Here is a 14149-nt window from a genome sequence, read left to right on the forward strand (position 1 = left end):
CGGGAGGGCTACGGGTGCTCGCCCGCCTGCTCGCCTTCGGCCTCCCCCTCCGGCGCGGTGAGGGGCAGGCGCACCTGGAAACGGGTGTCCCCGGGCTCGGACTCCACCAGCAGGCTCCCGTGGTGCTTGTGCACCACGATCCGCCAGGAGATGTCGAGACCGAGCCCGGTCCCCTCCCCCACCGGCTTGGTCGTGAAGAAGGGGTCGAAGATCCGGTTGCGGATCTGCGGTTCCACTCCCGGCCCGGTGTCGCCGAACTCCACCAGCACCTGGTCGCCGTCCAGCACCGTGCGCACGGTCAGCGTCCCCTCACCGCCCATCGCGGAGGCCGCGTTGTCGATGAGGTTGGTCCACACCTGGTTCAGCTCGCCGGGGTAGCCGGGGATCCGCGGCAGCGACCGGTCGTAGTCCCTGACGATGTCGATCCCGGCGCCGAGCTTGCCCGAGAGCATCACGAGCGTGCTCTCGATCAGCTCGTGCACGTCCACGACCTGGAAGGGCGCCCGGTCGAGCTGGGAGTACTGCTTGGCCACGTCCACCAGGTGCGAGATACGGGTCGTGGAGTCCTCGATCTCGTTCATGAGCAGCTCGGTCTCCACCGTGTAGCCCAGCCACCGGACGGCGCCTTCGAGGGTGGCACCGTCCACGGCCGCCGCCACGCCCTCCAGCCAGTCGGTGTCCAGGCCCGCCTGGACGAGCGTCGCCGCCAGCTCCCAGGCCTCCCCGACCCCGTGCTCGTCGAGCCACTCGCCGAGCTCGTCCTCCCGGTCGGCGGCCTCCAGCGGGCTGAGCGGCACGCCCTTGGAGACCTGCTCGGCGGTGCGTTCCTGGAGGCCGACGAGCGTCTCCATGGTCTGGCGCGTGTACGGGCCCGCCGCGATCATCCCGAGCTTGTGCCGCATGCCGGCCACCCGCTCGCGCAGCGACGAGGTGGCGCGCACGGCCGCGGCGGCGGGGTTGTTGAGCTCGTGGGTCAGCCCCGCCGACAGGGAGCCCAGCGCCAGCAGGCGCTCGCGCTCGTTGATCCGCGCCTGCATGTTCTGGGTCCCGTAGAACACCCCCTCCAACAGGTGGACGGCCATCGGAAACCACTCGCGCATGACCGCGGAGAAGGTCTCGGCGGGCAGCACGAAGAACCGGGAGGCCTCCACGGCCCGCAGGGACCCCCGGTAGTGCGCGCCCTGTAGGCCGCTCACGTAGGCCTGCATGGCCCCGGCGTAGGCGCCCCGGTGCGAGGTGCGGTTGGTCTCCACGTCGTCGGCGCCGACCCGGCGCGAGAGCGCCACCGTGCCCTCCAGGAGCACGTAGAAGCACGTGGCCGGCTCCCCCTCGCGGTACACGTAGCCGGGCTCGAACCGCTCCAGGCGACCCTCGTCGCACAATCGCCCGAGCTGGTCGTCGTTCAGTTCCTCGAACAGGAAGAGCGTGCGCAGCTCCTCCCGGTCACAGCGCGTCGGCTCCGTGGTCACGACAGCTCCAGGTAGCGGTGGACGAGCATCACGGCCATGGCGCCCTCGCCGACGGCGGAGGCGACCCGTTTGGCGGACTCCGCGCGTGCGTCGCCCGCCACGAACACCCCCGGGACGCTGGTCTCCAGGTGGTAGGGCGGCCGGTCCAGCTCCCAGCCGCGCGGCGGCCGCCCGGCCACGGCCAGGTCCGGGCCGGCCAGGATGAATCCGCGCTCGTCCCTGGTCACGGTGCCCTCCAACCAGTCGGTGAGGGGGGCCGCGCCGATGAACACGAACGCCCACTGGGTGTCGACGGACTCGGTCTCCCCGGTCTTGACGTCGCGCAGTTCGAGCCGCTCCAGGTGGTCGGAGCCGTGCGCGGACCCGATGACCGTCCCGGTGCGCACGTGGATGTTGGGCGTGCGGTCGATCTGCTGGATGAGGTAGTGGGACATGGACGCGGTCAGCGAGGACCCGCGCACCAGCAGGGTCACCGACTTCGCGCCGCGGGCGAGGTACATGGCGGCCTGCCCGGCGGAGTTCGCGCCGCCCACGACGTACACGTCGTGGCCCTGGCAGGAGGGCGCCTCGGTGAGCGCCGACCCGTAGAAGACCCCGCGCCCGGTCAGCTCGGCCAGGCCCGGCGCGTCCAACTGGCGGTAGGACACCCCGGTCGCCAGCAGGACGCTGTGCGCGGCGATCGAGGTGCCGTCGGAGAAGTGGACGGTGCGCGCGGCGCCGTTGGCCTCCAGCCGGGTGACCTCGCGCGCGGTGAGCATCTCGGCGCCGAACCTCGCGGCCTGGCGCCGGGCCCGGTCGGTGAGCTGGGCGCCGGAGACGCCGTCGGGGAAGCCGAGGTAGTTCTCGATCCGCGAGCTCTGGCCCGCCTGACCGCCGGTGGCCGAGCGCTCCACCAGGACGGTCCGCAACCCCTCGGAGGCGCCGTAGACGACCGCGCCGAGCCCGGCCGGACCGCCGCCGATGACGACGAGGTCGTAGAAGTCCTCCTCGGGCGTGGTGGCGAGCCCGACCAGTCCCGCGAGTTCGGTGTCGTCGGGTTCGGCCAGCGCGGTGCCGTCCTCGGCGACCACCAGGGGGAGCCGCTCGGCGTCCTGACCGGCGGCCTCCAGCAGCCGCCGGCCCTCGGGGTCCTCGCTGGAGTACCAGCGGTAGGGCACCTGGTTGCGGGCCAGGAACTCACGGACCTGCGAGGAGCGGGCCGACCACCGGTGTCCGACGACCTTGGTCGTGGCCACCAGCCGGTGGCTGCCCTCCCGCCAGGCCTGCAGGAGGTCGTCCAGGACCGGGTAGAGCTTCTCCTCCGGCGGGTCCCAGGGTTTGAGCAGGTAGTGGTCGAGGTCGACCAGGTTGATGGCGTCGATGGCCGCGTCGGTGTCGGCGTAGGCGGTCAGCAGCACCCGCCGCGCGCTCGGGTAGAGGTCGATGGCCTGTTCGAGGAACTCGATCCCGCTCATCTTCGGCATCCGGTAGTCGGCCAGGACCGCCGCCACCTGGTCGCCGCGGAGTTTGAGCTCCCGCAGGGTCTCCAGCGCGGTCGCTCCCGACTCCGCGCGCACGATCCGGTACCCGTCGCCGTAGCGGCGCCGCAGGTCGCGGGCCACCGCGCGCGAGACCCCCGGGTCGTCGTCCACGGTCAGAATGACGGTCCGTCCCGAACCCGTCGACTGCGCCATGCGTCTCCCCTATCCGATTTTCTCGCCGCATCGTGCGCCTACCGGTCGAAGAGTACGGCCTCGGGGTCTCGGCGCGCTCGCGATAATCTGTGCCGGATGTGAAGGCCCAGTGGCCGAGAGGGGAGCGCCCATGGTGAGCGAGGGCGCGGACGCCCGCGGGCGCATGGTCGCGGGGGCGGCCGACATGATCCGGCGGCGCGGACTGGCCGCCACCTCGGTCCGCGAACTGGCCGCGCACAGCGGGACGCCGTTGGGATCGACCTACCACTACTTCCCGCGCGGCAAGCAGCAGCTGGCCGCCGAGGCCGTGCGGTTCGCGGGGGTGGTCGTGGGCGACGGGCTGGCCGAGGAACTGCGGGCGGGACCGGTCGCCGGGCTGCGGGCGTTCCTGCGGGAGTGGCGGCGCACGGTGCTCGACAGCGACTTCCGGGCGGGGTGCCCGGTGCTGGCCGTGGCGGTGGAGGAGCCGCCCCGGGACGGGGCGTCGGAGGCGCTCGCCGCGGCGGCCGAGGTGCTGAGGGGATGGCAGGAGCTGCTGGCCGCGTCCCTGCGCGCGCACGGGGCCGAGCCCGCCCGTGCGACGCGGTTGGCCGCCCTGGTCGTGGCCTCGGTGGAGGGGACGGTGGCGCTGTGCCGCGCCCAGCGCGACATCGGTCCCCTGGACGACGTCACCGTGGAACTGGAGTCCCTGCTGCGGTCCGCGGTCGGGGGCGCCGGGAGCGAGGGAGGCACCGGGGGCTGAGGGCCGTGGCGGCAGGGGCGCGCCCCCGGATCAGAGCCAGTCGCGGCGTTTGAACACCACGTACAGGCACACGCACACCAAAGCCATCAGGCCGACCGAGAACGGGTAGCCGAAGGCCCAGTCCAGCTCGGGCATCCGGGTGAAGTTCATGCCGTAGACGGTGCCGATCAGGGTGGGGGCGAAGAGGATGGCCGCCCACGACGAGATCCGCTTGAGCTCGTTGTTCTGTGAGTGGCCGGCCTCGGCCAGGAGCTTCATCTCCTCGTTCTGGGCCTGGGAGACGAGCGTGGCGTTCACCGCCAGGATGTTCTGCAGCATCTGCCGGAAGCCGTCGACCCGCTCGGCGGCGGTGGTGGCGTGGTCGGCGACGTCGCGCAGCCTGCGCTGGAGCTCCTCGTCGGTGCCGTACTTGTCGAAGCCCGCGGTCAGGTCGTCGGTGATGCGCAGCAGCGGCCGGGTGGCGCGCTGGAACTCGATCACCTCGCGGGAGAGCTCGTAGATGCGGCGGGAGACCCGGGGGTCGCCGCTGAAGACCTCGGTCTCGATCTCGTCGACGTCGTGCTGCAGACCGGCGATCACCGGGGCGTACCCGTCGACGACGGCGTCCAGGATCGCGTACAGGACGGACTCCGGGCCCAGGGCCAGCAGCTCGGGGTCGCCCTCCAGTCGGGCGCGCACCGCCGCCAGGTCGGGGACGTCGGCGTGGCGCACCGTGAGGACGAAGTCGCGGCCGACGAAGAGGTGGATCTCCCCGAACTCGACCTCCTCGGTCTCGTCGATGTAGCGGGCCGCGCGCAGGACCACGAAGAGGGTGTCGCCGTAGCGTTCCAGCTTGGGGCGCTGGTGGGCGACGATGGCGTCCTCCACCGCGAGTTCGTGCAGGTTGAACTGGTCGGCGGCGGCCAGCATCTGCGCCTCGGCCGGGCGGTACAGGCCGATCCAGGCCATGGTGGACCCGCGCTCGTCGGGCAGTCGGCCGTAGATCTCCTCCAGGCTCCCCGGTGTGCGCACCCGCCGTCCGTCGCGGTAGAGCGCGGCGTCCACGACGCTGTGCTCCAGGGGCGCCTCGACGGGCGTGCCCCCGTCGTTGGCCCGGGGGTCCATCGACCACTCCGGGGCGGGTTCCTGCCCAGGGCTCGGGTCGGGGGCGCCGGGCCGCCGCGGAGACCGCGTGAACGGATTCTTGCCCCTGCGCACCGCGCGTGCTCGCCAGTCGGACATGTCGGGCCCCCACGGGCGGACGTCCGCCACGGAGTCGGTGCCCCGCGCGGCGGCGGGGGCGGGTGGCGGCGGTCCTGACCCAGGTCGAACTGATCTCCGGTGCCAGCTTAGGACTCCCCGCCACCGCACGATCCCACGCGGTGCCGCCGCGGCCCCGTGGAGGTCGCCCGGAGGCCACGGGGAGGACGCGGGGAGAGGGCGTGGAGGCCACGGGGAGAGGGCGTCCGCTCATCTCAAGTATTCTTTGACACGAATATTCACCATGAGGAATACTTCTCGTATGGACGCTCTCCTCACCGCACTGGCCGACCCGGCCCGCTGGCGGCTCATCACCCTGCTGGCGCAGCGGCCACGCCCGGTCGGAGTCCTGGCCCGGCTGGCCGGCGCACGCCAGCCCCAGACGACCAAACACCTGCAGACCCTCGAACGCGCGGGCGTGGTCACCTCCCAGCGCAGCGGACAGCGCCGCGTCTACGCGCTCCGGCCCGGCCCGCTGCGGGACCTGGCCGCCGTCCTCGGCGAGCTCGCCGACACCGCGGACCGGGCCGAGGGGCCGAGCGCGGCCTTCGAGCGCCACGGGCACACTCTGCGCGCGGAACGGCTGGCGGCGAAGGAGCCGGGCTGGGCCGACGGCCGCTCGTTCACCTTCCACCGGTCGCTCACGGAGCCTCCCGCACTGGTCTGGCGCCATCTGACCGAGGCCGCCCTGCTGGCCCGCTGGTGGACGCCCGACGACCTGCGCGTCTCCGCGCTCGTCTTCGAGGCGCGCCCGGGCGGACGGATCGTCCACGAGTACCGCGACGCGGAGGACACCGACGGCTCGGACCCGGTCGCCGGGTACGCGGAGGGGGTCGTGGAGGACGTGAGCCCCGGTGAGCGCCTCTCCTACCGGCTCTCCCCCCTGCTGCCCGACGGCGGCCCGGCCTTCACCGCCCACGTGGGCCTCGACCTGAGGCCCGGCGGCACCGGCACGGAGCTCGACGTCGACTTCCGGGTCACCGACAGCACCGTCGACTCCGCCGACTTCGTCGCGGGCATCGAGACCGGCTTCGGCCAGAGCCTCGACACGCTCGCGGCGGTCCTCGCCGCGAACGCGCAGGACAGCGACACCCCCACCCACACGAGGAGCACGCCATGACCGAGCAGACCACCGGGCAGACCACCGGCCGGACCACCGGGCGCAGGGTGCGCGCGAACATCGCCGTCTCGCTCGACGGCCGCTACAGCGGCCCGGGCGGGCCCGGGGACCTCGGCGCGATCGTCCCCTACGCGATCACCGACCTCGCGCGCGACCATCTCACCCGCATCTGGGAGGGCGCGACGACGGCCGTGCTGGGCCGGACCAACGCCGAGGGGTTCCTGAGCTACTGGCCCTCGGTCGCCGAGGACGGGGACGCCGATCCGCGTGACCGCGGATACGCGAAGTGGCTCGTCGACACGGAGAAGGTGGTCTTCTCGACCGCCCTGACCGAGGCGCCGTGGGAACGCACCCGCCTGGTGAACGCTCCCGTCGCGGACGTCATCGGCGAACTCAAGGCCACCGGCACGGGCGACGTCCTCGTCAACAACTCCGTGAGCGTCATCAAGGCGGCCCTGGCGGCGGACCTGCTCGACCGGCTCTACCTCATGATCACTCCGGAGATCTCCGGGAGCGGTCAGCGGCTGTTCGACGACGGCCTGCCCGCCTCGCGATGGGAGCTCACCCGCCAGGAGACCGGCGAGCGGGGCGAACTCGCCCTCGTCTACGACCGCGTCCGCTGAACCGGCGGTCCGCGCCTCGGCCGACGGGCACGATGGCGCGGACCGCGCCGCGTCGATCGCGCGGTTGCGGGCGTCCTTCGGAGTACGGTCATGAGCTGTCGGCAGCCGCACAGGAAGAGGACCCTGACATGACCACCGCACCGTTCGACCCGCGCGCGCTCCTCGCCGGAAGCCGGCTCGGCGTCCTGGCGACCATCAAGTCCGACGGCCGCCCCCAGCTCTCCCCGGTCATGCCGTTCTACGACCGCGAGTCGCAGACCCTGTACGTGTCGATGACCGAAGGGCGGGCCAAGACCGCCAACCTGCGCCGCGACCCCCGGGCCGCGCTGGAGGTCACCAGTGCCGACGGCGGGTCGTGGGCCACCGCCGAGGGCACGGTGACGCTCACCGGGCCGGGGACCGACCCCCAGGGGCCCGAGGTCGAGGCCCTGGTCGAGTACTACCGCGCCGCCGCCGGGGAGCACCCGGACTGGGACGAGTACCGGTCGGTGATGGTCTCCGAGCGCCGGGTGCTGATGACGATGCCGGTCGACCACGTCTACGGCGCCCGGATCCGCTGACCTGCGACTCCGGCGCGCCTGGTCGCGTAGGAGGCGGCGAAGGGGGAAGGGTGGTGGCATGGACGAGCGTCAACGCCCTCTGGTGATCGCCTTCGACGTGATGGAGACCCTGTTCCCGATCGTGCCTCTGGAGGCGCGGTTCACCGCGGCCGGGCTGGCGCCGGGCACGGTGCGGCTCTGGTTCGAGCGGACACTGCGCAACGGCTTCGCCCTGTCGGCGGGCGGCGGGTACCGGCCCTTCGCGGAGGTGGCGGTGGGCGCCCTGCTGGACGTCGACGGCCACCGCCTCACCGAGCCGACCGTGCGGGAACTGGTGGGCGCGATCGCCGAACTGGAGCCGCGTCCCGAGGCCGCCGCGGCGCTCCGGCTCGCCCGGACGGCGGGCCCGCGCGTGGTGGCGCTCACCAACGGCTCCGCGGACACGACCGGTGCGCTCCTGGGCCGGACGGGTCTGGACGCCCACGTGGAGCGCGTCATCTCCGCGGACGAGGTGCGCCGCTGGAAGCCCGCGCCCGAGCCCTACCTGCACGCCGCCGCGGCCTGCGGGGTCCCGCGCGCACGCCTGGCGCTGGTGGCGGCGCACGCGTGGGACGTGGAAGGTGCACGCCGCGCGGGGCTGACCACCGGATGGTCCTCGCACCTGGAGGGGCTCTTCCCCCAGGTGTTCGAGCCCGCGGACGTCAGCGGCGCCGACCTGGTGGACGTGGTGGAGGGCCTCCTGGAGCGCTGAGGCGTGGCCCGACGCCCCGCCCGGTCGGCTCCGGCGCGGGTCGGCCGTGCGGTCCACCACCCGCGCCCCTAGGCCGGAGCGCCCGGGGCCGCACGGACCCCGGACCGGTGCGGCTCGTCCGGCCCGTCCGCATGTGCTCTGTGGGCCGAGGCGGGGGTCAGCGGCGGATCCCGGGCCGGTCGCCCACGGCCAGGCGCTCGAAGCAGATCATCCGCCCCTGGCGCACCACCACCGCGCCCTTCGGACAGCGGAAGAGCGTGCCCCGTTCGGACAGGTGCAGCAGTCCTTCGGCGGAGCACAGGATGCGGCCCGGCGAGACCTGGGAGACGCCCTCCAAGATGGCCAGCGACTCGGCCACCTCCGGCGCGACCTCGGCCAGGTAGCGGGGGGTTCGGGTGGTGGCGCTCATCATGACCCCACCTTCGGGATCGAGAGCACACCCGCGATCCGCCGCGCGAACTCGCGCTCCTGCCCGGCGGGCAGAGCCCGGTCGTACTCGAACCCGCCGTCGGACGACTCCCAGACCCAGAACCAGTGGAGCCCAGCACCGGTGTTCCGCAGCAGCACCGTCTGGCTCTGCTCTCCCTTGCGCACCTCGATCACCATTCCTTTCCCTGGAAGGGGCTCCACCCCACAGATGTCCAGTTCCAAGCACAGAGCCTTGGCCGCTTCGCGTGGTGTCATCGTGATCCCTTTTGTTGCGGATTATGCAATGAAGGTGATATGTCCGCTCACCAGGTTCATCGCTGATCGGAATCAGGATGCTGGAACGGCTTTCGAAAACCTAGAGCTCTGAACCGAGTGCAACAATGGGACGACACAGATCAGGGATGGTGTAAATCCACTGGGGGATGGTGAATAAATTGGCGAAACGCAAGGTCAGGACGCATGCCTTGCAGTGGGGAACCGAACTGAGGAAGTACCGCAATCAGGCGGGAAAGACCCAGTCCTGGCTCGCGGCACAACTGCACTGCTCCAACGGCCTGGTATGCGGTTTCGAGAAGGGCACGCACTGGCCGAGCAAGGAGATGGCAGACCGACTGGACACGCTCGTCCAGGCCCACGGCGCCCTCTCGACCTCCTGGCTGCGTCTGTCCTCGCGCCGGGCCTATCCCGAATGGATGGGGGAGCGCATCAAGGCCGAGCCCCGGGCCAGCCTCATCCGGGAGTTCGAACCCGTCGTCGTCTCCGGTCTCCTCCAGACCCCGGACTACGCCCGCACCCTGCTCAAGGCGGGGAACGCCTTCTCCGCGCCGCAGGCGATCGACCACCTGGTCGAAGGGCGGTTGCGCCGACAAACCATCTGGGACGGCCCGAATCCGCCCAAGATGGTCGTCGTGTTCAACGAGGCCGCACTCACCGCCCCCACCGGCGGTCCAACGGTCATGTCCCACCAGCTGAGCCGTCTCATCTCGATGGTGGAAGCCGATACGCTCCGGTTGCACGTCGTCCCCTTCGACACCGAACAGCCCCCGTTCACGACCTCCTTCAGCCTCCTCAGCTTTCCGGAGCAGGCGGACGTCCTGTACGTGGAAGACGCAGTGTCCGGCCGAATGGTCACCGATGACGACGACGTACGTCGCATGGATAGGGTTTTCAGCGAGCTCCTGGGTGTGGCCCTGTCCCCTGAGAAGAGCCTGAAGGCTCTGTACGAATACCGAAGGACGTTTGACCATGGCACTTGAGCGTGTATGGAAGAAGAGCACCTACAGCGGGACCAATGGTGGAAACTGCGTCGAGGCCGCACTGGTCCCGGCCGGTGCCGCCGTGCGGGACTCCCGGCACGTCCGCCTCGGCGCTCTGGAGACCCCCCACCACGAGTGGACCGCCCTCGTCGCCGCCGTCGCGACCGGCTCCCACTGACACGGCGGTCGGGCCGTACCGCTGAGGCGGTCACGGCCCGGCCCGGGCATGGACACGGCGGGCACCTCGTGGTCCCGTGACCCCTGAGTTCTCAGTAAGCTGCCGGAGTCCCCTTCATCCGAACGAGCACGTCCGGCGCGCCCGAGCCGACCCCGGCTCCCCTGACCGGAGCAGAACACAGCCAGGAGTAGAACCCTCCGTGTCCCTCATCGAAGCAGTCATCCTCGGCTTGGTCCAGGGGCTGACCGAGTTCCTCCCCATCTCCTCCAGCGGCCACCTGCGGGTGATCTCCGCGTTCTTCGGTTGGCCGGACCCGGGCGCGGCCTTCACGGCCGTCAGCCAGCTCGGCACCGAGCTCGCCGTGATGATCTACTTCCGGCAGCGGATCTGGAACATCGTCTCCACCTGGTCGCGCTCGCTGTTCAAGCGCGAGCTGCGCAGTGACATCAACGCGCGCATGGGCTGGTACGTCATCATCGGCTCCGTGCCCATCGTGGTCCTGGGCCTGCTCCTGGAAGACCAGATCGACAGCGTCTTCCGCGACCTGCGCCTGATCGCCCTGAACCTCATCATCTTCGGTGTGATCCTGGGCCTCGTCGACCGGTACTCGCGCAAGCACCGCAGCATGGAGGACCTCACCGCCTCCCGCGGCCTCATCTTCGGCCTCTTCCAGTCCCTGGCGCTGATCCCGGGCGTCTCGCGCTCGGGCGGTACGCTCACCGGCGGCATGCTGCTCGGCTTCAACCGCAAGGACGCCGCCGAGTACGCCTTCCTTCTGGCGCTGCCCGCGGTGTTCGGCGCGGGCATCTACAAGCTCACCGACATCGGTTCCAACGAGTACGCCGGCTGGGGCGCCACGATCGTGGGCACGGTCATCGCGGGTGTGGTCGGGTTCATCGTCATCGCCTGGCTGATGAAGTTCATCTCCACACACAGCTTCATGCCGTTCGTGTACTACCGCATCGGCCTGGGCATCCTCGTCCTGACGCTGGTCAGCTTCGGTGTGCTCGACCCCGAGGGCGGCGCCGAGTCGCAGACCGCGCGCAACGAGATCGTCGCGCAGGACACCGTCGGCGAGGACGAGGACGCTGCCGAGGGCGACGACGGCGCGGCGGCCGAGGACAAACCGTCCGCGGAGCCCAGCGAGGCGCCCTCGGCCGACCCCACGCCCGAGATCGACCCGGCGACCGGCTGGGAGATCGACCCGGAGGTGGGGCTGCCCCGCAACCCCGACACCGGGCTCTTCCACGACCCCCAGTTGGGCATGGACGTCGACTACGACCAGGCCACCGGCCTGGCCACCAACCCGGTGACGGGCGAGCAGTACGACCCCACGCCCGCCGAGTGAGCTGAGCACGTGCCGCCGTCGGCCCCGGTCCACCCCACACGGACCGGGGCCGACGGCGTTCTCACCGGCCGGGACCGCCGCGGATTCACCCTCCTCTGGTGTCCGCGTCTCCGTCCCGACCGCCGGAGGCCCTCACGACCCGGTGGCCGTCGCTCAGGAGCCGGATGGCGATGACGAGCTCCAGAAGGTCGGCGAAGGCACGCAGGTCGCAACCGGTCCGCTCGGCGATCCGGTCGAGCCGGTAGTAGGCCGTGTTGACGTGCAGGTGCATCGCCTGGGCCATGGCCCTGGCCCGCAGATCGTGCGCGGCGTAGGCCAGCACCGTCTCCACCAGGGTCCCGCCGCGGGACAGGTCCTCTTCGACGAACCTGCGCAGCTCCGGGCGGACGAGCCGCCGGGCCGTGGCGTCGTCGCGGAGCACCAGGTAGTCGAAGGTCGACAGCAGGGGCAGCGGCACGAGCCCGGCCGCACCGCCCAGACCGTCCCTGGCCGTGCACGCCTCGGCATAGGCCTCCGGGACGGCGGACACGTCCGCGTGGACGGCGCTCAGTCCCACGGCCAGGTGGACACCGGCGTGCGCGAGCTCGTCCAGGGCGCGGCGCAGCCGTTCCACGACCGCCCCGGCGGCACGGGCGTCGGCCGGGGCCAGGGTGGTCACCTCCTGCTGGCGGACGACGGTGAGGCCGGGGGTGCGCTGTGCGAAGGCGCCGCGCAGGGCGGCGGCGACGTCCGGCAGCGTGTACTGGTCGGGCAGCGGGGCGACCGGCAGCGCGGTCGACACGACCAGGCCCACGCCCGGGTCCAGTCCCGCCGAGGACAGCAGCGAGCGCTTGGGACCGGGCGGGATCTCGTGACCGGCCAGGAGGTCCTCGAACACGTCGCGGCGCAGCCGGTCGAGTTCGGCCACCTCGTGCTGCTGGGCGTCGAGGTAGGCCTCGGCCGCCACCGAGCTGCCCACCTCGATCAGGTGCATGACCCGGCCGACCAGTGCCATCGCCGCGTCCCGCGCGCCCGGATCCTGGCGCGCGGCCGCGCTGACGCCCTCCCAGAGGGTGAGCTGGCCGATCCGGAAGGCCTGGAGGAAGTCCGAGAGCGACACGCCCTGCCGGACCCTCCTGCGCGCGTGCTCCGCGGTGGAGGGGAAGTCGGCGGGCTGGACGAAGCGGTCCTCCTTGACGCTGGTGACCAGCGCGTGGAACACCTGGCCGACATGGCGGGCGAGCTCCGCGCGCAGCCGCGGATCGGCGCTGGCGCGGTAGGCGGGGACCTGCTCCCAGATGCGGTCGGCCGCGTCGAGGGTGATCCGTTCCATGGACGGTTCGAGCGCCTCGACGATCCGCCGCAGATCTGGTTCCGTCACGTCCGCCCCACCGCTCGCCGCCGTCCGTGCGCCGCCGTCTGCGCCTCCACCACCGGGTGTCCCGGGTCACTCTACGGGGATGACCTGGGACCGCGGGCGGACCGGCACGGAGCGGACCGGTCTAGGGCGTGTATGACGGATGCCGCCCGTCGCGAGCGGCGTTCCAGTGGTGGCCTCGCAAGGCCGAAGAAGGAAGCATCCTGGTGTGGCTGTTGACTGATGAGAACGCAGTGAGGGCGCCGCTGGGGCGTCGCGCAGCAGGGTGAGTGTCCGTCATACACGCCCTAGTGTTCTGAGTCGTTAATTCGATGAAGATACGCGGCGATGGTTTCGAAGATCTCCTCGGCCGTCTTGGTCCACACGAACGGCCGGGGGTTCTCGTTCCAGGTATCGATCCACCCCTGGAGTGCGTGCTCCAGATCGCTGACCGAGGTGTAGGACCCCCGCCGGATCATCCTGCGGGTGATCTCGGCGAAGAACCGCTCCACCAGGTTCAGCCAACTGGAGTAGGTCGGGATGAAGTGCAGGTGGAAGCGGGGATGGGCCAGCAGCCAGTCCTTGACGATCGGCGCCTTGTGCGTGCCGTAGTTGTCCACGATGAGGTGGACATCCAGCCCAGGGGGCGTTTCGCGGTCGATCTGGTTGAGGAACTTGCGGAACTCGACGGAGCGGTGCCTGCGGTGGTGAGCCGAGATCACCTTGCCCGAGGCCGCGTCCAGGGCCGCGAACAGGGTGGTCGTACCGTGCCGGATGTAGTCGTGGGTCTGGCGCTCGGGCACGGCGGGCATCATCGGCAGCACCGGGGCCGACCGGTTGAGCGCTTGGATCTGGGACTTCTCGTCCACGCACAGCACCAGTGCCGCGTCCGGCGGGTTGAGGTAGAGGCCGGTGACGTCGCGGACCTTCTCGATGAAGAACGGGTCGTTGGACAGCTTCCACTCGTCGACCAGGTGGGGTTTGAGCCCGAACGCTCGCCAGATCCGCGAGACGGCGGTCTGGTTCAGCCCGGTCCGCTCGGCCATCGACCGGGTCGACCAGTGTGTACCGCCGTCGGGCGAGGGCTGTTCCAGGGTCTGGCGGATGACCTCCTCGACGTGGGCGTCGGTGATCTTGCGGGGCTGGCCGGGGCGGTCCTTGTCGGAGAGCGCCTCCAGCCCGCCGTCGATATAGCGGTTGCGCCACTTGCCCACCGTCTGCGGCCAGACCCCCAGCACCCGGGCGACCTCGGCATCGGTGCCGCCCTCGGCGCAGCGCAGGATGATCCGTGCGCGCTGCGCCATGACCTGCGCTGACGTGGGCCGCCGTGCGATCTGTTCCAGCGTGCGCCGGTCCTCGTCACTGACTACCAGGGGCCTTTTCTTCCTGCCGCGTTGCGCCATGAGACCATCGTAACCAATTATTCATCGAATTAACGACTCAGAA

The 14149-nt window shown here is 71.2% G+C and carries 15 protein-coding genes; 8 read left to right on the forward strand and 7 right to left on the reverse strand.

Annotated features, from left to right (window positions below; genetic code table 11):
* Positions 1-8: 8 nt before the first annotated feature.
* A complete protein-coding gene (locus DFP74_RS24020) occupies positions 9-1469 on the reverse strand; it encodes an ATP-binding protein (RefSeq protein ID WP_121184967.1) in 1461 nt (486 codons plus the stop codon).
* Positions 1466-3142, reverse strand: a complete 1677-nt coding sequence (locus DFP74_RS24025; protein ID WP_121184969.1) for an FAD-dependent oxidoreductase — start codon at positions 3140-3142, stop codon at positions 1466-1468. The genes DFP74_RS24020 and DFP74_RS24025 overlap by 4 nt, the downstream gene beginning before the upstream one ends.
* A 130-nt stretch (positions 3143-3272) precedes the next feature.
* On the opposite strand from DFP74_RS24025, the gene DFP74_RS24030 reads away from it, so the two are divergent.
* On the forward strand, positions 3273-3884 hold the full coding sequence (locus DFP74_RS24030; RefSeq protein ID WP_121184971.1) for a TetR/AcrR family transcriptional regulator: 612 nt from the start codon (positions 3273-3275) through the stop codon (positions 3882-3884).
* Between the two features lie 30 nt (positions 3885-3914).
* On the opposite strand, the gene DFP74_RS24035 is transcribed toward DFP74_RS24030, so the two are convergent.
* Positions 3915-5105, reverse strand: a complete 1191-nt coding sequence (locus tag DFP74_RS24035) for a magnesium and cobalt transport protein CorA (RefSeq protein ID WP_121188483.1) — start codon at positions 5103-5105, stop codon at positions 3915-3917.
* A gap of 280 nt (positions 5106-5385) precedes the next feature.
* On the opposite strand from DFP74_RS24035, the gene DFP74_RS24040 reads away from it, so the two are divergent.
* The 4 genes from DFP74_RS24040 to DFP74_RS24055 all read left to right on the forward strand — a co-directional run bounded on the left by DFP74_RS24040 (position 5386) and on the right by DFP74_RS24055 (position 8156).
* Positions 5386-6243 (forward strand): metalloregulator ArsR/SmtB family transcription factor, encoded by an 858-nt coding sequence (locus DFP74_RS24040; protein ID WP_121184973.1) that lies wholly within the window; start codon positions 5386-5388, stop codon positions 6241-6243.
* The gene (locus DFP74_RS24045; protein WP_121184975.1) at positions 6240-6866 is read left to right on the forward strand and encodes a dihydrofolate reductase family protein; all 627 of its coding nucleotides are present in this window, start codon (positions 6240-6242) and stop codon (positions 6864-6866) included. Before DFP74_RS24040 ends, DFP74_RS24045 begins: the two co-directional genes overlap by 4 nt.
* A gap of 128 nt (positions 6867-6994) precedes the next feature.
* Positions 6995-7426, forward strand: a complete 432-nt coding sequence (locus tag DFP74_RS24050; protein ID WP_121184977.1) for a PPOX class F420-dependent oxidoreductase — start codon at positions 6995-6997, stop codon at positions 7424-7426.
* Positions 7427-7484: 58 nt separating this feature from the next.
* Entirely contained in the window at positions 7485-8156 is a 672-nt protein-coding gene (locus DFP74_RS24055; RefSeq protein ID WP_121184979.1) for an HAD-IA family hydrolase, read from the forward strand.
* Between the two features lie 157 nt (positions 8157-8313).
* On the opposite strand, the gene DFP74_RS24060 is transcribed toward DFP74_RS24055, so the two are convergent.
* Together DFP74_RS24060 and DFP74_RS24065 are read right to left on the reverse strand one after the other, a co-directional pair.
* Complete coding sequence (locus DFP74_RS24060) at positions 8314-8565, reverse strand: hypothetical protein (protein WP_121184981.1); 252 nt, start codon at positions 8563-8565, stop codon at positions 8314-8316.
* A complete protein-coding gene (locus DFP74_RS24065) occupies positions 8565-8762 on the reverse strand; it encodes a hypothetical protein (protein ID WP_121184983.1) in 198 nt (65 codons plus the stop codon). The genes DFP74_RS24060 and DFP74_RS24065 overlap by 1 nt, the downstream gene beginning before the upstream one ends.
* 257 nt (positions 8763-9019) lie before the next feature.
* Between DFP74_RS24065 and DFP74_RS24070 the strand changes: the two genes are divergently transcribed.
* The 3 genes from DFP74_RS24070 to DFP74_RS24080 all read left to right on the forward strand — a co-directional run bounded on the left by DFP74_RS24070 (position 9020) and on the right by DFP74_RS24080 (position 11367).
* Positions 9020-9841 carry a helix-turn-helix transcriptional regulator gene (locus DFP74_RS24070; RefSeq protein WP_121188484.1) on the forward strand — a complete coding sequence of 274 codons (822 nt, stop codon included), beginning with the start codon at positions 9020-9022 and terminating at the stop codon, positions 9839-9841.
* Positions 9831-10019 carry a DUF397 domain-containing protein gene (locus tag DFP74_RS24075; RefSeq protein ID WP_121184985.1) on the forward strand — a complete coding sequence of 63 codons (189 nt, stop codon included), beginning with the start codon at positions 9831-9833 and terminating at the stop codon, positions 10017-10019. The genes DFP74_RS24070 and DFP74_RS24075 overlap by 11 nt, the downstream gene beginning before the upstream one ends.
* Positions 10020-10218: 199 nt before the next feature.
* Entirely contained in the window at positions 10219-11367 is a 1149-nt protein-coding gene (locus DFP74_RS24080) for an undecaprenyl-diphosphate phosphatase (protein ID WP_121184987.1), read from the forward strand.
* A gap of 85 nt (positions 11368-11452) precedes the next feature.
* Here DFP74_RS24080 and DFP74_RS24085 read toward each other — a convergent pair whose 3' ends face one another.
* Complete coding sequence (locus DFP74_RS24085) at positions 11453-12727, reverse strand: CdaR family transcriptional regulator (RefSeq protein ID WP_233571133.1); 1275 nt, start codon at positions 12725-12727, stop codon at positions 11453-11455.
* Positions 12728-13011: 284 nt separating this feature from the next.
* Positions 13012-14106, reverse strand: coding sequence for an IS630 family transposase (locus tag DFP74_RS24090; RefSeq protein ID WP_121180406.1), 1095 nt, complete (start codon positions 14104-14106; stop codon positions 13012-13014).
* Positions 14107-14149 lie beyond the last annotated feature (43 nt).

Source organism: Nocardiopsis sp. Huas11, from assembly GCF_003634495.1.
Taxonomy (GTDB): Bacteria; Actinomycetota; Actinomycetes; order Streptosporangiales; family Streptosporangiaceae; genus Nocardiopsis.